The organism is Streptomyces roseicoloratus, from assembly GCF_004117935.1.
GTDB classification, from domain to species: Bacteria; Actinomycetota; Actinomycetes; order Streptomycetales; family Streptomycetaceae; genus Streptomyces; species Streptomyces roseicoloratus.
In genome coordinates this window covers 1-16643 of record NZ_SDOY01000140.1, presented here as the reverse complement: position 1 = coordinate 16643, position 16643 = coordinate 1, and the positions used below count along the sequence as shown (strand labels likewise).

Genomic DNA, 16643 nt, shown 5'->3' with positions numbered 1-16643 from the left:
CGATCTTCCCCGTGCGCACGGGCGGTGCTGCGCCTAGCGTGGCCCCATGACTGCGGGCAGCGGGGGCGGGGAGGCGGCCGGACGGTGCCGCTGCACGGCGGGACCGGAGGGGCAGGACTGCTGCTTCCTCCACGAGTTCGGCCACGAGTTCCGCATGGGCGGCTTCGACTGGGACCTGCTCACCGGCCGGATGGTCATGGACGACGGCGCCCTGAACGTCTTCGACATGGACCCCGCCGACTACGACGGAGACCCCGCCACCCTCGGCTCCCGCGTCCTGCCCGACGAGGCCCGCCGGCTCGACGCCCTGGTCGCCCAGGCCCTCAAGGACGGCAGCGAGCGCTACGGCGCCTACTTCCGCATCCGCACCCGCGCCGGCGTCCAGCGCTGGACCCACACCCAGGGCGTCGTCCGCCGCGAGCCGGACGGCCGCCCCGTCCGTATCGTCGGCATCGTCCGGGACGCCTCCGAGGAGCTCTCCGAGTCCGCGGCACGGCTCGGCCTCGACGAGGGCCGCCGCCGGCGCACCAGCGTCGTCGAGGGCATGACCGCCGCCCTCGCCCACGCCCGCACCGTGCAGGACATCATCGGGCTGCTCAACGACTCCCAGGGCCTGGAACACTTCGGCGCCGCCAGCCTCGTCATGGGCCTCATGGAGTCCGGACGCATCCACCTGGTCGCCGAGGGCCCCGACGGTGCCTTCGTGCCCGGCACCCGCTTCACCCGCGTGGACGAGCCGTACCCGATGAGCGAGGTGATCCGCACCCTGCGGCCCCGCTTCATCGAGTCCCCCGAGGACTTCGCCGAGTCCTACCCCCTCCTGTGGCCCCACATCAGCGGGCTCGGCATCACCTCCGCCGCCTACCTCCCGCTCATCGCCCAGGCCCGCCCCATCGGCGCCCTCGGCCTGCTCTACAGCGACCGCACCGGCTTCAGCCCCGACGAACGCAACCTGCTCGTCGCCCTCGGCAGCTCCATCGCCCAGAGCCTCCAGCGCGCCGTGCTGTACGAGCAGGAGCACGACCTCGCCGAGGGCCTTCAGCAGGCGATGCTGCCCCGCCGCATCCCCGACGTGCCCGGCGCCCAGATCGCCGTCCGCTACCGCTCGGCCCGGCTCGGCCGCGACATCGGCGGCGACTGGTACGACCTCATCCCGCTCCCCGGCGGCCGGTTCGGCGCCGTCATCGGCGACGTCCAGGGCCACGACACCCACGCCGCCGCCGTCATGGGACAGCTCCGCATCGTGCTGCGCGCCTACGCCGCCGAGGGGCACACGCCCGCCACCGTGATGGCCCGGGCCTCTGTCTTCCTCCACGAGCTCGACACCGACCGCTTCGCCACCTGCACCTACGCCGAGGCCGACCCGGCCACGGGGCTCGTCCAGATCGTCCGCGCCGGCCACGTCGACCCGATGATCCAGGACCGGGACGGCACCGCGCACCGGCTGCCCGTCGAGGGCGGCCTCCCGCTCGGCCTCTCCGCCGAGTTCGGCCGGCTCGACTACCCCGTCACCGCGGTCGAGCTCGACCCGGGCCGGACCCTGATGCTCTACACCGACGGCCTCGTCGAGAAACCGGGCGCCGACCTCGACGAGGGCCTGCAGTGGCTCTCCTCCCTGGTCAAGCGCGGGCCGCGGGACCTCGACCAGCTCGCCGACCACCTCTGCGACGTCGTCGACGAACGCGGCGGCGAGGACGACGTCGCCGTCCTGCTGCTGCGCCGCGCCGACGCGCACCCGCCGCAGACCGGCGGCCGGCTCCAGCAGCACGTCGGCCAGAACGATCCCGAGGCGCTCCGCTCCGCCCGCCACATGATCCGCGCCGCCGTACGCGCCTGGGGCGCGGGCGAGCGGTCCGACGAGATCGAGCTGGTCGCCGACGAGCTGGTGACCAACGCCCTGATGCACACCGACGGCGGCGCGATCGTCACCCTGCGGATGCTGGCCGGGCCCGACCGGCGGCTGCGCGTCGAGGTCGAGGACCGCTCCAGCGCGCTGCCGCGCCGCCGGGAGGCCGGCGACGCCGGGGTCTCCGGCCGCGGACTGCTCCTGGTCGACCGGATCTCGGACCTGTGGGGCGTGGAGCCGCGCGGCGGCGGCAAGTGCGTGTGGTGCGAGTTCGTGACCGAACGCCCCCCGGAGTGGACCCCGGACCGCAGCGGCGAACTGACGGGGGAGTGGACCGGGCTGCTCTGACCCGGCCGCGATCGGCCGCCGCCGGCCGACGGGATCGCCCCGGCCGACGGGCCCATCCCGGCCGCCGCCGGCGGGCCTGTCCCGACGGGCCGCGTCGGCCCGTCCAGGCGGGCCCTGCTGACCGGCCTGCCCGGGCCCACCCCGCCCCGCCCCGCCGTGCGTCCGGTCCGACGGGCGCGGGTCACGCGGGTGCGGCAAGGTGGGGGCATGCCCGAGCTGCCCGAGGTCGAAGCCCTTCGCGCCTTCCTCGACGAGCATCTCGTGGGCAAGGAGATCGCCCGCGTGCTGCCCGTCGCGATCAGCGTGCTCAAGACGTACGACCCGCCGCCCGGCGCCCTCGACGGCGCGCGGGTGACGGGGGTCGCCCGCCACGGCAAGTTCCTCGACGTCGCCACCGAGGGCCCGGCCGGCGAACTGCACCTGGTCACCCACCTCGCCCGGGCCGGCTGGCTGCAGTGGAAGGACGTGCTGCCCTCCGGATTCCCGAAGCCCGGCAAGGGCCCGCTCGCCCTGCGGGCCGCGCTCACCGGAGGCGACGGCTTCGACCTCACCGAGGCGGGCACGACCAAACGGCTCGCCGTGTACGTGGTCCGCGACCCCCAGGAGGTGGCGGGCGTGGCCCGCCTGGGGCCCGACCCGCTCGCCGAGGACTTCGACCTGGCCGCCTTCACCGCACTGCTCTCCGGCGAACGCCGCCAGATCAAGGGCGCCCTGCGCGACCAGAGCCTGATCGCGGGCATCGGCAACGCGTACAGCGACGAGATCCTGCACGCCGCCAGGATGTCGCCCTTCAAACCCACCCAGAACCTCACGCGCGAGGAGACCGCCGCCCTGTACGAGGCGATGCGCACCACCCTCGGTGAGGCCGTCGAACGCTCCCACGGAGTCGCCGCGGGCCGGCTGAAGGCGGAGAAGAAGAGCGGGCTGCGCGTCCACGGCCGCGCCGGCGAGCCCTGCCCGGTCTGCGGCGACACCGTCCGCGAGGTGTCCTTCGCCGACTCCTCCCTCCAGTACTGCCCCACCTGCCAGACCGGCGGCAGACCGCTCGCCGACCGCCGCATGTCGCGACTCCTGAAATAGACTCCCGCGCATGCTGCGCGTACTGGCCGTCGACGACGAGGCGCCGGCCCTCGGGGAACTGCTCTACCTGCTGCGCGCCGACCCCCGCGTGCGCACCGCCGAGGGCGCCGGCGACGCCACCGAGGCGCTGCGCAGGATCGGGCGCGCCGTGGAGGCGGGACCGGACGGCGACGAGGGCATCGACGTGGTCTTCCTCGACATCCACATGCCGGGCCTCGGCGGGCTCGACCTGGCCCGGCTGCTCGCCGGCTTCGCCCGCCCGCCGCACATCGTCTTCGTCACCGCCCACGAGGGCTTCGCCGTCCAGGCCTTCGACCTGGAGGCCGTCGACTACGTGCTCAAGCCGGTACGCCGCGAACGCCTCGCCGAGGCCGTACGCCGGGTCCACGACCTCGTGCACGCGCACGTGCCCGCACAGCCGCTGCCCGAGCAGATCCCGGTCGAGCTCGGCGGCGTCACCCGCTTCGTGTCCGTCGACGACATCGCGTACGTGGAGGCGCACGGCGACTACGCCCGCCTCCACACCGACCAGGACAGCCACCTCGTCCGCATCCCGCTGTCCGTGCTGGAGGAGCGGTGGGCCGACCGCGGCTTCGTCCGCATCCACCGCAGCCATCTGGTCGCCCTGGGCCGCATCGACGAGCTCCGGCTCGACGGCGGCGCCACCTCGGTCCGGGTCGGCGACGCGGTCCTCGCCGTCTCCCGGCGCCACGCCCGCCAGCTGCGGGACCTGCTGATGCGCCGCGCCCGCCGCTGAGCCGCGCCGCCGAGCCGCGCCGCCGGCCGGCGCGGCGGGGCCGGGACGCGTCAGTACAGGTGCAGCGCGAGATGGGCCAGGGCGGTGCCCAACCGCCAGGCGGGCAGCCACACCTGACGGTCCTCGTCGACCGTGCGGGCCCCGGCGATCCCGGCGAGGTCGGCCGCGCGCAGCTCGGTGGCCCGCAGCCGCCGCCAGGTGTCCCGGGCCAGCGCCAGGTCGGGCGCCGGGGTGTGCGGAACGGACGCCGCCAGGCGTCCGCCGACCCAGGACGACCAGGGATGGTCGTACGCGGTGCGCCGCAGCCAGCCGTCCGGGCCGCGGCCGTCGAGCAGCACCGTGAGGGCGAGGGTCCGCATCCCGGCCCGGAACTCCAGTGAACCGGGCGCGACGAGTCCGCCGGTGCGCATCACCTCGTCGGCGACGTACTCGGCGCACAGCCAGTCCATCGGGACGGCGAGTCCGCCCCCGCCGCCTCCGTTCGTGCTTTCGGGCAGCACCGATCCCACCTTCTCCCGGACGTCCTGGACGAGGCCCCCGGGGACGAGCCTCCTCCGAGAAGGGCGTCCGCGGGGCCAGTTCGCTCAACTGGCCCGGCCGCTTTCGGATACGTTTCTTCGCCACATCGGTGCTGGTGGGAGCGCTGTGGCGAGGGTGAAGCGCGGGACGCGGGCGGCTCAGCCGAGGAGTGCGTAGACCGCCGTCGCGTGCGCGGCCGGTTCCTCCGTGCCCTCGGCCGTCATGGTGATGTCGGCGAAGGCCATCCGCTTGCCCGCCTTGGTCAGCCGCGCCCGCACCAGGACGTCCGTGCCGACCACCGGCCGCTGGAAGCTGATCGACTGCTGCACGGTGGTCATCGGGACGAAGCCGCCGCGGGCGGCGGCCACCGCGATCACGGTGGCGGTGTCGGCGGCGGCCATCAGCGCCTGGCCGGAGAGGCCGCCGCCCTCCCGGGCCAGCCGGTCGGACCAGGGGAGCCGGAGGACGGCCTCGTGGGCCTCGACCGAGGCCACCGAGAGGCCGAGATCGAGCACCCAGGGGGCGAAGTTGTCGGAGAGGACCTTTTCGGCGGCGATGAGAGTCAGCGTCACGCCCGTCATTGTGGGGCGCCGGCCGTGGGCCGGGCAACGGCCGTGCGGCGCGGCGGCCGGTAGCCCGGCAGCCGGTGGCCGAGCTGACGAAGCGCGTAGTGGGAGCGGGACTTGACGGTGCCGGCCGGGATGCCGAGCTCGGCCGCGGCCTCGTTGACCGTCAGTCCGTGGAAGTAGAGCCGTACGAGGACGGCCCGGTGCTCCGGGCGCAGCCCGCGTACCGCCGCCCGGACGTCGAGCGCGGCGACGGTCGACTCGGTGGCGTCGGCCGGGTCCGCGGTCACGGCGAGCAGTTCGTCGCCGACCTCGGCGGGCCGGGAGAGCCGGGAACGGCGCGCGTCGATGGCGAGCCGCCGGGCCACCGTGAACAGCCAGGGCCGCATGGACGCGTACGCGGAGTCGAAGGCCTCGGGATGGAGCCAGGCGCGGACCAGGGTCTCCTGCGCCAGGTCCTCGGCGCGCTGCCGGTCGCCCTGGGTCAGGCCGAGCAGGAAGGAGAACAGGGCCGGGCCGTGCTCGCGCTGGAGTTCCCTCAGGGCCCGCTCGTCGGTGGTCGCCGCTGCCGTCAGTGCCGTGGTCATGGTGCCGTATCCGAACGCATCCGGACGACGGCGCACAGGGAGCGGACGCCGGTCTGCGACGAACGGTCGCACCGCGCGGTGAACGGTCCGGCGAACGGTCGGCGAGCGGCCCGGGACCGGCGGGCGGGCGAGGGGCCCGGCGCCCGGGTGCGCTCGGGCGGAAGCGGTGCGTCCGATTCAGCGGGGTTTCATGCGGTGTGCGGCATTGACCCTTGACTGGGGGCTTCGTCCGCTGTGAATTCGCATGAACAGATGTTCATCCTATGAAGCAGCGGAGTTCGGCAGATGACCCCACGCACCAGAACCGGCGCGGCGGCCCTCGCCGCCCTCCTGCTCGCCGCGGCCACCGGCTGCGCCGCCGCGGACCGTTCGGCCCGCGGCCCCGCCGCACCGGGCACGGCCTCCCAGCCGCCCGCCGCGCCCGGAGCGGCCTCCTCCCGCCCGGCACCGTTCACCCTCGTCGCCTCCGGCGACGTCCTGCCGCACGACTCGATCATCCGGCAGGCCGCCGCCGACGCGGGTGGCGCGGGCTACGACTTCCGGCCCATGCTCGCCGGCGTCCGCTCCGTGGTCTCCGCCGCCGACCTCGCCATCTGCCACATGGAGACCGTGTACGGGGCGGAGGGCGGCCCCTACACCGGCTACCCGGCCTTCAAGTCGCCGCCCGAGGTCGCCGTCGCGCTCAAGGAGACCGGCTACGACTCCTGCTCCACCGCCTCCAACCACACCCTCGACGACGGCGCCGCCGGACTGCGCCGCACCCTCGACGCCCTGGACAAGGCGGGCGTACGGCACGCCGGTTCGGCCCGCAGCGCCGAGGAGGCCGCCCGGCCCACCCTCCTCAAGGCGGGCGGCGCGACCGTCGCCCAGCTCGCCTACACCTACGACACCAACGGTTACCCGCTGCCCGCGGGACAGCCCTGGGCCGTCAACCTCATCGACGAGCAGCGGATCGTCGCCGACGCCCGCGCCGCCCGCAAGGCGGGGGCCGACGTCGTCGTGGTGTCGGTCCACTGGGGCACCGAGTGGCAGACCGCGCCCGACGAGCGGCAGCTCTCCCTCGGCAAGGCCCTCACCGCCTCCCGCACCGGCGGCCGCCCCGACATCGACCTGATCATCGGCACGCACGCCCATGTGCCCCAGGCCTACGAGAAGGTCAACGGCACCTGGATCGTCTACGGCATGGGCGACCAGATCGCCGGAGACATGATCAACTACGAGGGCTCCTACGACCGCCGCGGCAACCAGGGCACCCTCGCCCGCTTCACCTTCGCCCCGCCCGCCGCGCCGGGCGGCCGCTGGGAGGTGCGCAAGGCCGAGTTCGTCCCGCAGTTCTTCGACACCGCGCGCGGCCGCGTGGTCAACCTCAACGCGGCCGTCCGGAAGGGCGAGGCGCAGTACACCGAGACCCGCGACGCCATCCGCGAGGTGGTCCTCGCCCGCGGCGCGGCCCGCGACGGACTGGTGGCGGGGGAGTAGTCCCCCCGGGGCCTCGCGGTCTACGGCACCACCGTGACCGGCCAGCGGCCCGCCTTCACCAGGCGGACCGCGACCGAACCCACGAAGCGGTGACCGGCCGACTCCGAGGCCCCGACCACCACCGCGTCCGCCTTCAGTTCGTCGGCGGCCGAGACCAGACCCGCGTACGCGTCCCCGCGGAAGGTGTGGAACTCCCAGCGCACCTGGAAGATCTCCTTGACCCGCTCGGCGGACTCCCGGATCTCGGCCACCAGGCCCTCGGCGATCTCGTCCGTGGCCACGGCGACGGGGGCGCCCATCGCCGCGCCCGCCGCGAGCACGGGCTGGACGTAGACGAGGGCGAGCAGCGCGTTCTGGCGCCGGGCGAGCCCGGCCGCGTAGGCCGCCGCCCGCAGCGAGGACGCCGAGCCGTCGACCCCGGCGACGATCACCTTCGGGCCGTCCGTGCCCCGTTCGAAACCACTCACCCCTCGAGGCTATCCGCTCAACAGGTGGATTCCGACGGGCGGCCGGTGTCGCTGCGCCGCGCGCGCCGTCCTCCGGACGAACCATTGGTCATGAAAAAGGATGAGACGACCACAGGGCGCCGGTCGTTGCTGCGGCTCGCCGCCGCCCTCGGGGCCACCGCCGCCGTCGGAGTCTTCGCCACGGACCGCCTGGCCGGCACGGACGGCGGGGCCGGCCCCGCCACCGGCGCCGCTCCCCCGGCCGGGCCGTCCCCGCGACCCACGTCCGGCGCCGCCGGGCCGCAGGCCCGGACGGAGGCCCAGGCCGCCCGGCAGGGGCCCGCCGCGTACCGGCTCCAGCCGATGACCGGCTACGCGCCGCCCGCCTTCCGACGGGCCGTCCCGCCGGTCAGGACCCGGCCCTTCCTCCACCTCACGGGCGTCGGGCGCTCGATGGTGCTCACCTTCGACGACGGCCCCGACCCCCGCTACACCCCGGAGATCCTCGCCACCCTGCGCCGCTACGGCTGCCGGGCGATGTTCTTCGTCTGCGGCGAGATGGCGGTCGACAACCAGGACCTGCTCAAGCGGATGGCCGAGGACGGTCATGTCGTCGGCAACCACTCCTGGTCCCATCCGCTCGTGCCGAAGCTGCGGCCCTCGCTGATCCGCCAGGAGCTCGGATCCACCAGCGACGTCATCGAACAGGCCCTGGGCGCACCGCCGCTGTGGTACCGGGCGCCCTACGGTGCCTGGAACAGGCTGTCGTTCGAGATCGGCGCCGAACTCGGCATGGAGCCGCTGGCGTGGACCGTCGACACCCTCGACTGGCAGGAGCCGCCCACCGACGGCATCGTCCGCCGGGTGCTCGACGGCGCGGGGCCCGGAGTCGTCGTCCTCAACCACGACGCCGGCGGCAACCGCTCGCACAGCGTCGCCGCGCTCAAGCGCTATCTGCCCGAGCTGCTCGACCTCGGCTACAGCATCACCGTCCCGCGCCGCTGACCGGCACCCGGGTACGCGACGGGCCCCGGCACCGCCTCGGTGCCGGGGCCCTCGGACGCGTCCTCCGGCTCGTCCCGCCGGAGTCCCTCAGCGGGTACGGACCAGCCGGGCGTAGACGACCACGTTGCCGTCGTAGCCGTGGGCGCGCGAGTAGCCGCCGCCGCAGGTGATGACGCGCAGTTCGGGCTGGCCGGTGTCCGCGTACACCTGCACGCCGGGGAAGTCGTTCTTGGCGTACACCTCGACCCCGTAGATCTCGAACACCGCCACCCGGCCGTCGTACCGGTCGACCTCGACGTGCTGGCCCTTCCGCAGCGAGCCGAGGCCGTAGAAGACCGCGGGGCCCGCCATGTTGTCGACGTGGCCGACCATGACGGCGGTGCCGCGCTGACCCGGCGCGATGCCGTTCTGGTACCAGCCGGCGATGTTGGCGTCCTGCGGCGGCGGCGCGGCGATCCAGCCGTTCTGGTCCAGTCCCACGTCCATGACCGGGGCGGCCACGCGGATGGCCGGGATGCGGATGCGCGAGGCCGGGGCGAAGGGCAGCGGCTCCACGCCGGTGCTCACGGCGGGCGGCGCGACGGGGCGGGCTACCGGACGCGCGGCGGCGGTGGGCTGCGGCGGGCCGGACTCGAAACCGACGCCGTTGCGCATTATCGCCAGGCCGGACAGCATGACGAGAGCCAGGGCGCCCCAGGGCTGGCGTCTCCTGGCGGCGTCGAACAGGCTGAAGTCCTTGGGGCTCATGGTTCTCCCTTGGTGGCGTCACGGGAACGGTAAGGGCGCGCACGCGATCCGGCGCGCCGGGCGGGGCGAACGGGTGGCGGCCCGGAGAGCGGGACCGTGCCCGGGGCCCCCGGCGCGGGCCCCGGCGGTGACTTCTCGCGCGGGTCTCTCGCGGGCGCCCCGTGCGGCGGCCGGCGGCTGCCCCTGGCCGCCGACGGGGCCACCGGCGGCCGCCGACCGGGCGGAACGGGTGATCAGCCATCCGAGTAATCGTCAGATCATCGCCCTGACGCTGTGTGACCTGCGCGTCCGTCAGAAACCCACCCCGTTCGGCCGGTGCCGGCCGTCACCGGACCGGCTCAAACCCGACGTGCGGGCACCTTCCCGACTTGTGATGGTTCGTCATGGAAGGCGTACTCGTCGAATCTCCCGGAGCACCGCTTTGGGGCGTCTTCCACTGGAGGTTCAACCATGCGTGCTGCACGCACTCTGGCGGTGACGGCGACCGCGTTCGCGGCGCTCGGGCTCGCGGCCCCCCTCGCCACCGCCACCAACGGGCCGAGCAATGTCCAGGTGAATCCGTTCGACGTCCACGCGGGCTCGACGATCACCATCACCGCGAAGGGCTGCGGTCACGGAGGCACCGTCACGTCCAACGCCTTCCCCGGGACCAACCTGTCGGTGAACTCCAACGGGCTCTCCAGCGCGATCGCCCGCGTCTACAACAACGCGACGCCCGGCAGCTACAACCTGGCCGTCAAGTGCAGCGACAACAGCAAGGTGGTCACCCACCCGTTCCGCGTCCTCGCGGGCCGCGGCGCGCAGGGCGGTCTGGGCGGATCGCTCGCCCCGACCTCCACCGAGATGGCGGTGGGCGGCAGCCTCGTCGCCGCGGCCGCGCTGGGCGGTGGCCTGTTCATCGCCCGCCGGCGCCGCGTGTCCGGCGCGGGGGCCTGACCGGCCGAACCTCCCGGTCGGCCCGCAACGCCCGTCGCCCCCGAGTCCGGCCGGGACTCGGGGGCGACGGGCTTTCCGCGGACCTGGGGGGCGGGCACCCCCGCCGCGCCGTCAGTGGCGCCGGCCGTCGGACGACGACCGGCGGCGGATCACCAGGACGAGGCCGACGGCCGAGGCGAGCACCATGCCGCCGCCGGCCGCGAGGGTCCAGGCGTCCGTGGAGTCGAACGAGCCGCCCAGACCGCCCTGCACCCCGCGCGGGGTGGTGAGCACGGTCGAGCGGGCCGTCGGGGTGGCCGTGACGCCGCCGCTGATGGTCAGGTCGACGGTGCCCTGCACGCCTCCGGTGCAGTTGAACGACACCGTGTACACGGCGCCGCGCTTGGCGTCGGCGTCCACGGTGGCGGTGGCCGCCGATCCCGGGGCGATGGTGACGGTGTCGAAGATGCCGGCCGAGGCCGTGGCCGTGCTCGGGCAGCCGGGCGCGCTGAGCGTGATCCGGCCGCCGGGGGCGACGACCCCGGGAGACACGACGAAGTCGCCCACCTGCTTCGCTCGGGGCGCCCTGGGGTTCGGGGCGGGGACGCCGTCGACGGCGACGGCGAGGGGGGCGGCCAGGGCGAGGGTGGCCGCCCCCAGCAGAGCGGTGGACGCGGCACGTATCGCGCGCATGGTGGATCCTCCGGGTCCCCGAGGCGCAGTCGCGGACGGCTGTCCGCGAAAAGGCAGGACATGCACCTCGATGCCCGAAACGCTAGGAGCCCTCTATCACAGCCGCGATCCCAGGCGCGCGAATGGGGCACCCGGGTCACCCGAACGGCCGCCGAAGGGGCCGCTCGCGGCCCCCGCGTGGACCTCCGCTCAGCCCGTGACCTGCGGGAACAGATCGACGAAGGGGGCGGAGGTGGCCGCGATGCCCCGGCTGAACGGCGCGTCGAAGTCCCAGATCAGGAAGAGCAGGAAGGCGATCAGGGCGCTGAACAGGCCGGCCAGCAGCACCTCGCGCCCGGTGCGCCGGATCTGCAGCGTGAAGATCAGGCCCACCGTCACCAGCGCGCCGATGATCAGCCCGAACCAGACCACGCCCGGCATGGTCGGCCCGGCGTTCTGCCCGCGGGACCCGCGGGCGTCGTCGACGACCGCGACCTGGTCGACCAGCGGCTGGTAGGCCTGCCCCTCGAAGTCGTTGGCCGGCTGGTAGTCGGTCACGCTCCGGCGCACCTTCTCCAGCAGCTCGGTGCCCGTCTCGCTGAGCGCGTCGTGCTCCCCCATGTACGGGAACTCCTCCTCGACCACGTACCTGACGTACGCGTCGACGTCGGCCCTGATCCGCTCCCGGGTGGCCTGCGGATACACCTCGGCCCGCGCCGAGATCTCGTGCAGGGCCTGGGCCTCCTGACGGACCGTCTCCTGGGCGGCGCTGCGCGCCTCCCAGACACCGGCGATGGCGAGCCCCAGGACGATGGCGTACACCACGCCGATCATCATCGTCATGTACTCGATGACGTCCGGGGTCTCGTTGGGGTCGTCGTCCTCGGGGATCCGCCGGTGGTTGATGACGACGATGGTCAGCACGACGGCGCACGCGGCGGCCATCGCGAGGGTGAGCACTACCCATTCGGACAAGGGAGTTCCTCCGGTGACTCGGGCTCAGCGGGAGCGGGGGCGCAGGATCGCGGTCGCGAGCACTGCGGGGGCGGTGACCAGCAGGGTCGTGGTGAGCACGTTCGGCGCGCTCTTCGGCTTGACCCGGGCCGTACGCCGGTAGTGCGGCAGCGCCACCGGGGTGGTGGGCCGTGCGCGCGGCGCCGGCGCCGGGGACGGACCACGGGGCTCCGGTGCCGGGGCGGGCGGAGGCGGCGCGGGGTTCGGTCGCGCGGGCTCCGGAGCCGGGGCGGGCCGGGGCGGGGGAGCGGTCCGCACGGGCGGCGGAGGCTCCGCGGGCTGCGGTGCCGGTTTCGGCGGGGGCTTCGGTGTCGGTTTCGGCTGCGGCTCGGGGGGCTTGGACGGGTGCGGGGGATGAGAGGGATGCGGGGGATGGGTCGGGTGCGGAGGATGCGTCGGGAAGCAGCGGCCCGATCCCGCGACGGCCACGCCGCTCGACCCGCCGGGGCCGGTCGACGCCCAGGCGCACGCGTCCGCGGCGACGGGCGCCGCCGGTGCGGCGAGCAGCCACACCAGTGCCCCGGCCGCCAGCGGGCGCGCCAGCCGCTTCCGACAGCGGGACAACCCGTGCCGAGGCAGGAGGGACACGCCGAACAGCGTGATCACGCGCAGACCGAGGGCGGGCCGGAACGGCCTCCGATTCCCCCGGTGGTGCGGATCCGGGTGTGCAGTGGTTTGACGTTTCCGCCGACTCTGTCGTCTCACGCCTGCCCAACGCGCCAACGCCCCGGTCGTTGCGGGGGATTCACGAGGAATGGCCGGAATAAAGGATTCCGCCGAGGTGCCGTCCGGGGTCGAATCCGTGAACTGGCCGATACTCGCCGCCCGTTGGGCCCGGCGTACCGCGTTTGCGGCCTGCGGGCTGCGCCGGAGTCCCCGCATCGGCGGCGCACGGCCGAATGCACGTGAATGTGCACGGGCCGAAGGCGTGAAGTCTTCGTTACCCCGAGCACGTGCCAATGGCGTGTGACCAAGAACGGATCGTTAATTTCCGTTTCTACTCGCTCTCTCGGCGGGCGATCAGTAGCCTCAGCTCGAACGTAGGCCACGCACTCATGGCCGCACCCCCGTGGCGACTTGTTGGAGACTTTGATGGAGCGTCCCGCCTGGGCCCCGCCGGGTATCGATATTTCGGTGCCGAGCGTGTCCCGTATGTACGACTTCTATCTGGGCGGCTCGCACAATTTCGAAGTGGACCGGGAAGCGGCCCGCAAGGCCATGGAGTTCCTGCCGGGGCTCCCCAAGATCATGCAGGCGAACCGTGCCTTCATGCGCCGTGCCGTCCGGCACGCCGTGGACGAGGGAGTCACCCAGTTCCTCGACATCGGCTCCGGCATACCGACGTTCGGCAACGTGCACGAGGTCGCCCAGGCCGCCAGCGACCAGGCCCGGGTCGTCTACGTCGACCACGACCCGGTCGCCGTCGCCCACAGCCGCGCCGTGCTCGAGGGCGACGGCCGCTCGGCCGTGGTCGCCGCCGATCTGCGCAAGCCCCGCGAGATCCTCCACAGCCGCGAGGTCGGCGAACTGCTCGACCTGGACCGGCCGGTGGCCCTGCTGCTCGTCGCCGTGCTCCACTTCCTGGAGGACGCGGACGAGCCGTACGCCGCCGTCTCCGAACTGCTGGACGGCCTGGCACCCGGCAGCCTCGTCATCCTCACCCACGCCTCCTACGAGGGCATCCCGGTGCCCGAGGAGCGGGCGGGCGGCGCCGTCGGCGTCTACCGCGACATCCGCAACCCGCTCGTGATGCGCTCCCGCGAGGAGATCACGCGTTTCCTCGACGGGACCGAGATCGTCGAACCGGGTGTCGTGCCGATGCCGCTGTGGCGGCCCGAGAGCCTGGACGAGGAGGAGGACTCCTACTCCTTCTCCGGGTTCGCAGGGGTGGGGCGCAAGGCGTGAAGCTGCCGTCCCAGCCCGCCGGCTCCGGCGCAGACGCCGACGGACCGGAGGACAGACTCAGGCGGTTCGTGACCATCTGGAGCCGCGCCGTGTTCCCGGTCACCGCCACCTCGATGACCCGTCAGGAGTTCGAGCGGCACCTGCTGCCGCCCGCGCGGGAGCTGTGCGACGCGCTGCACGCCCGGCCCTTCGACACGTCACCCGCGCACCGCGTCGGCCAGGCCCTGGTGGCCGCCCACTGCACCGACCCGGACGCGCTCTCGCGCAGCCTCGGCGTCGTCGACGCGTACCTGGTGCTGTACTGCGGCGACGAGGGCGGCACCGACGCCGAGGAGCTGCGGGCCCGCTGCTCCCGGCTGCAGCACGCCATGGCCGCCGGCTTCGCCCAGGCCCTGCGCGAACGCACGCTCGCCGAGCAGGAGTCCATCGCGCACTCCGCACTGTCGGCGCGCAGCGCCGCCGAACTCGCCCTGCACGCCACCGAGAGCCGCTTCCGCGCGATCTTCGACGGCGCCGCCATCGGCATCGGCATCGCCGACCTCGACGGCAACGTGCTGGAGGTCAACGAGACCCTCACCCGGATGTTCGGCGGCCTGGAGCACACCGTCACCGGCAAGAACCTCCTCGAATGGTCCCACCCCGAGGACGGCCCGCACGTCTGGCGGCTGTACGACGAGCTGGTGCGCGGCGAACGCGAGTCGTACCGCGTCGAGAAGCCGTACTACCGCGGCGACGGCACCGTCCTGTGGACCAACCTCACCGTCTCGCTGCTGCGCGACGCCGCAGGGGCCCCGCAGTACCAGCTGGCGCTGCTCGAGGACACCACCGAACGGCGGCTGCTCAACCTGCGGCTGCGGTACGAGGCGACCCACGACGCCCTCACCGGCCTGCCCAACCGCACCCTGTTCTTCGAACGCCTGGAGAAGACGCTGCTGCCCGGCGGCGAGAGCCGCTTCGGCCTCGCCTACCTCGACCTCGACGGCTTCAAGGTCATCAACGACAGCCTCGGCCACTCCACCGGCGACCGGCTGCTCGTCGAGGTCGCGGACCGGCTGCAGAGCTGTGTCACCGCCCCCGGCGAGATGGTCGCCCGGCTCGGCGGCGACGAGTTCGTCGCCCTCACCACCGGGCCGGGCAGCGAGCGGCAGGTCACCGAGCTCGCCGACCGGATGCTGGCCGCCCTCGCCACCCCGATCAGCATCGACGGCCGCGAACTGACCGTACGGGGCAGCGTCGGCGTGGTCGAGGGACCGGCCGGGGAGCGGACCGCCGCCGAGGTGCTGCGCAGTGCCGACATCACCATGTACCGGGCCAAGTCGGCCGGCGGCAACCGCTTCGAGTACGCGGACGAGGAGGCCGACGCACGGGCCATCACCCGGCACGGGCTGACCACCGCGCTGCCCGCGGCCCTGGAGCGCGGCGAGTTCTTCATCGAGTACCAGCCGCTGGTGCACCTCGGCGACGGCAGCGTGTACGGCGCCGAGGCGCTCGTCCGCTGGTGCCATCCGCAGCACGGCGTGCTCGGGCCCGACCGGTTCATCCCGCTCGCCGAGAACACCGGTCTCATCGTGCCGCTGGGCCGCTGGGTGCTCCAGGAGGCCGTGCGCCAGGCCCGGTTCTGGCAGGACGAGGCACCCGGCGGCCACCCCGCCACCGGGCCGCTTCGCATCAACGTCAACCTCTCGCCGACCCAGCTGCACCATCCCGGCCTGGTCGCCGAGACGGTCGACGTCCTGGAGCGCTCCGGCCTCGAACCCGGCGCGCTGTGCCTGGAGGTGACGGAGTCGGCGCTGATCGGCGCGGACGACGACCTGCTCAAGCCGCTGCGGCAGCTGGCCGAGATGGGCGTGGACATCGCGCTCGACGACTTCGGCACCGGCTACTCCAACCTGGCCAACCTGCGCAGGCTCCCGGTGAGCGTCCTCAAACTGGACCGTTCCTTCACCCAGGGCATGCAGCAGCATCCGGTGGACCCGGTCGACCTCAAGATCGTCGAAGGGATCGTGCAGCTCGCCCACAGCCTGGAGCTGGCCGTCACCGTCGAGGGCGTCGAGACCGGGGCGCAGGCCCAGCAGTTGCGCGACCTCGGCTGCGACACGGCCCAGGGCTGGTACTACGCCCGCCCGGGGGCCCCGGACCGCATCCGCTCGCTGGCATTGGTGGACGCGGTCTGACGACCCGAAGCCGGTCTGTCGCCACCGCGCCGTAGCGACCTCCCACCCGCGAAGCGGCGCCTGCCCGCTTGGGCGGCGCGGTTCGTGGCCTGTGGTTTCGCGGTGGCGTGCGTGGCCTGTCGTTTCGTGGTGGCGCGCGTTGCCCGTGGTTTCGCGGTGGCGTGCGTGGCCCTCGTCTCGCGGTGCCGATCGTGACCTGTCGTTTCGTGGTGGCGTGCGTGGCCTGTGGTTTCGCGGCGCGGTTCGTGGCCTGTCGTTTCGTTGTGACGCGCGTGGCCTGTCGTCACGCGGTGGCGCGCGTTGCCCGTCGTCTCGTTGTGGGCATTCGTCCCGCTGGGGCGGGACGGGTGGGCACAACGGGACGACGCCCCTTGCCGGGCCCAGGCTTCCTGCGCCTTGACGGTCACCGATACGGCGCGGCGCCCTGGTGCTGCGGGCAGGCGCGGGGCGCGGAGGCGCCGCTGAGGGCGCCGTCCCGTGTGCCCACCCGTCCCGCCCTGCGGGACGATTGCCCACACGGAGGTGTGCGACGCCCGTACCGCCCAGCGGGGGTGCGGGGCGCGCACGGCGGGGTGTGACGCCC

The 16643-nt window shown here is 73.8% G+C and carries 16 protein-coding genes; 8 read left to right on the top strand and 8 right to left on the bottom strand.

The genetic code is table 11. The features are described from left to right. Positions 1-46: 46 nt before the first annotated feature. From ESG85_RS21945 to ESG85_RS21935, 3 genes are all read left to right on the top strand, one after another. Positions 47-2194: a SpoIIE family protein phosphatase gene (locus tag ESG85_RS21945; protein WP_128981871.1), complete on the top strand. Its 2148-nt coding sequence runs from the start codon at positions 47-49 to the stop codon at positions 2192-2194. Positions 2195-2401: 207 nt separating this feature from the next. Further along, the gene (locus ESG85_RS21940; protein WP_128981869.1) at positions 2402-3274 is read left to right on the top strand and encodes an Fpg/Nei family DNA glycosylase; all 873 of its coding nucleotides are present in this window, start codon (positions 2402-2404) and stop codon (positions 3272-3274) included. 10 nt (positions 3275-3284) lie between these two features. Then, the gene (locus ESG85_RS21935) at positions 3285-4031 is read left to right on the top strand and encodes a LytR/AlgR family response regulator transcription factor (protein WP_128981867.1); all 747 of its coding nucleotides are present in this window, start codon (positions 3285-3287) and stop codon (positions 4029-4031) included. A gap of 50 nt (positions 4032-4081) precedes the next feature. Here ESG85_RS21935 and ESG85_RS21930 read toward each other — a convergent pair whose 3' ends face one another. The 3 genes from ESG85_RS21930 to ESG85_RS21920 all read right to left on the bottom strand — a co-directional run bounded on the left by ESG85_RS21930 (position 4082) and on the right by ESG85_RS21920 (position 5703). After that, a complete protein-coding gene (locus tag ESG85_RS21930) occupies positions 4082-4531 on the bottom strand; it encodes a hypothetical protein (protein WP_128981865.1) in 450 nt (149 codons plus the stop codon). A gap of 177 nt (positions 4532-4708) precedes the next feature. Then, entirely contained in the window at positions 4709-5122 is a 414-nt protein-coding gene (locus ESG85_RS21925) for a PaaI family thioesterase (RefSeq protein ID WP_128981863.1), read from the bottom strand. Positions 5123-5127: 5 nt separating this feature from the next. Continuing rightward, positions 5128-5703 (bottom strand): sigma-70 family RNA polymerase sigma factor, encoded by a 576-nt coding sequence (locus tag ESG85_RS21920; RefSeq protein ID WP_128981861.1) that lies wholly within the window; start codon positions 5701-5703, stop codon positions 5128-5130. A 285-nt stretch (positions 5704-5988) separates the two neighbouring features. On the opposite strand from ESG85_RS21920, the gene ESG85_RS21915 reads away from it, so the two are divergent. Then, positions 5989-7182 carry a CapA family protein gene (locus ESG85_RS21915; protein ID WP_128981859.1) on the top strand — a complete coding sequence of 398 codons (1194 nt, stop codon included), beginning with the start codon at positions 5989-5991 and terminating at the stop codon, positions 7180-7182. A gap of 20 nt (positions 7183-7202) precedes the next feature. Here ESG85_RS21915 and ESG85_RS21910 read toward each other — a convergent pair whose 3' ends face one another. Then, positions 7203-7649 carry a universal stress protein gene (locus ESG85_RS21910; protein WP_128981857.1) on the bottom strand — a complete coding sequence of 149 codons (447 nt, stop codon included), beginning with the start codon at positions 7647-7649 and terminating at the stop codon, positions 7203-7205. Between the two features lie 90 nt (positions 7650-7739). Here ESG85_RS21910 and ESG85_RS21905 point away from each other — a divergent pair, with 90 nt between their 5' ends. Beyond that, positions 7740-8633: a polysaccharide deacetylase family protein gene (locus ESG85_RS21905; protein ID WP_128981855.1), complete on the top strand. Its 894-nt coding sequence runs from the start codon at positions 7740-7742 to the stop codon at positions 8631-8633. 87 nt (positions 8634-8720) lie between these two features. Here ESG85_RS21905 and ESG85_RS21900 read toward each other — a convergent pair whose 3' ends face one another. After that, positions 8721-9380, bottom strand: a complete 660-nt coding sequence (locus ESG85_RS21900) for a class F sortase (RefSeq protein ID WP_128981853.1) — start codon at positions 9378-9380, stop codon at positions 8721-8723. A gap of 450 nt (positions 9381-9830) precedes the next feature. On the opposite strand from ESG85_RS21900, the gene ESG85_RS21895 reads away from it, so the two are divergent. Then, entirely contained in the window at positions 9831-10316 is a 486-nt protein-coding gene (locus ESG85_RS21895) for a hypothetical protein (RefSeq protein WP_128981851.1), read from the top strand. Positions 10317-10427: 111 nt separating this feature from the next. On the opposite strand, the gene ESG85_RS21890 is transcribed toward ESG85_RS21895, so the two are convergent. The 3 genes from ESG85_RS21890 to ESG85_RS36680 form a co-directional block, all read right to left on the bottom strand. Continuing rightward, on the bottom strand, positions 10428-10988 hold the full coding sequence (locus ESG85_RS21890) for a hypothetical protein (protein ID WP_128981849.1): 561 nt from the start codon (positions 10986-10988) through the stop codon (positions 10428-10430). 189 nt (positions 10989-11177) lie between these two features. Beyond that, on the bottom strand, positions 11178-11942 hold the full coding sequence (locus ESG85_RS21885) for a bestrophin-like domain (RefSeq protein ID WP_128981847.1): 765 nt from the start codon (positions 11940-11942) through the stop codon (positions 11178-11180). 24 nt (positions 11943-11966) lie between these two features. Continuing rightward, positions 11967-12098, bottom strand: a complete 132-nt coding sequence (locus ESG85_RS36680) for a hypothetical protein (protein ID WP_281288070.1) — start codon at positions 12096-12098, stop codon at positions 11967-11969. Positions 12099-13073: 975 nt separating this feature from the next. On the opposite strand from ESG85_RS36680, the gene ESG85_RS21875 reads away from it, so the two are divergent. Together ESG85_RS21875 and ESG85_RS21870 are read left to right on the top strand one after the other, a co-directional pair. Further along, positions 13074-13886, top strand: coding sequence for an SAM-dependent methyltransferase (locus ESG85_RS21875; RefSeq protein ID WP_128981843.1), 813 nt, complete (start codon positions 13074-13076; stop codon positions 13884-13886). Beyond that, positions 13883-16060, top strand: coding sequence for a putative bifunctional diguanylate cyclase/phosphodiesterase (locus ESG85_RS21870; RefSeq protein WP_128981841.1), 2178 nt, complete (start codon positions 13883-13885; stop codon positions 16058-16060). The genes ESG85_RS21875 and ESG85_RS21870 overlap by 4 nt, the downstream gene beginning before the upstream one ends. Positions 16061-16643 lie beyond the last annotated feature (583 nt).

Coding starts and splice junctions, on each gene's coding strand:
- ESG85_RS21890 (WP_128981849.1), bottom strand. CDS start 10,988: ATGCGCGCGATACGTGCCGCGTCCACCGCTCTGCTGGGGGCGGCCACC.
- ESG85_RS21940 (WP_128981869.1), top strand. CDS start 2,402: ATGCCCGAGCTGCCCGAGGTCGAAGCCCTTCGCGCCTTCCTCGACGAG.
- ESG85_RS21945 (WP_128981871.1), top strand. CDS start 47: ATGACTGCGGGCAGCGGGGGCGGGGAGGCGGCCGGACGGTGCCGCTGC.
- ESG85_RS21920 (WP_128981861.1), bottom strand. CDS start 5,703: ATGACCACGGCACTGACGGCAGCGGCGACCACCGACGAGCGGGCCCTG.
- ESG85_RS21900 (WP_128981853.1), bottom strand. CDS start 9,380: ATGAGCCCCAAGGACTTCAGCCTGTTCGACGCCGCCAGGAGACGCCAG.
- ESG85_RS21895 (WP_128981851.1), top strand. CDS start 9,831: ATGCGTGCTGCACGCACTCTGGCGGTGACGGCGACCGCGTTCGCGGCG.
- ESG85_RS21935 (WP_128981867.1), top strand. CDS start 3,285: ATGCTGCGCGTACTGGCCGTCGACGACGAGGCGCCGGCCCTCGGGGAA.
- ESG85_RS21875 (WP_128981843.1), top strand. CDS start 13,074: ATGGAGCGTCCCGCCTGGGCCCCGCCGGGTATCGATATTTCGGTGCCG.
- ESG85_RS21915 (WP_128981859.1), top strand. CDS start 5,989: ATGACCCCACGCACCAGAACCGGCGCGGCGGCCCTCGCCGCCCTCCTG.
- ESG85_RS21905 (WP_128981855.1), top strand. CDS start 7,740: ATGAAAAAGGATGAGACGACCACAGGGCGCCGGTCGTTGCTGCGGCTC.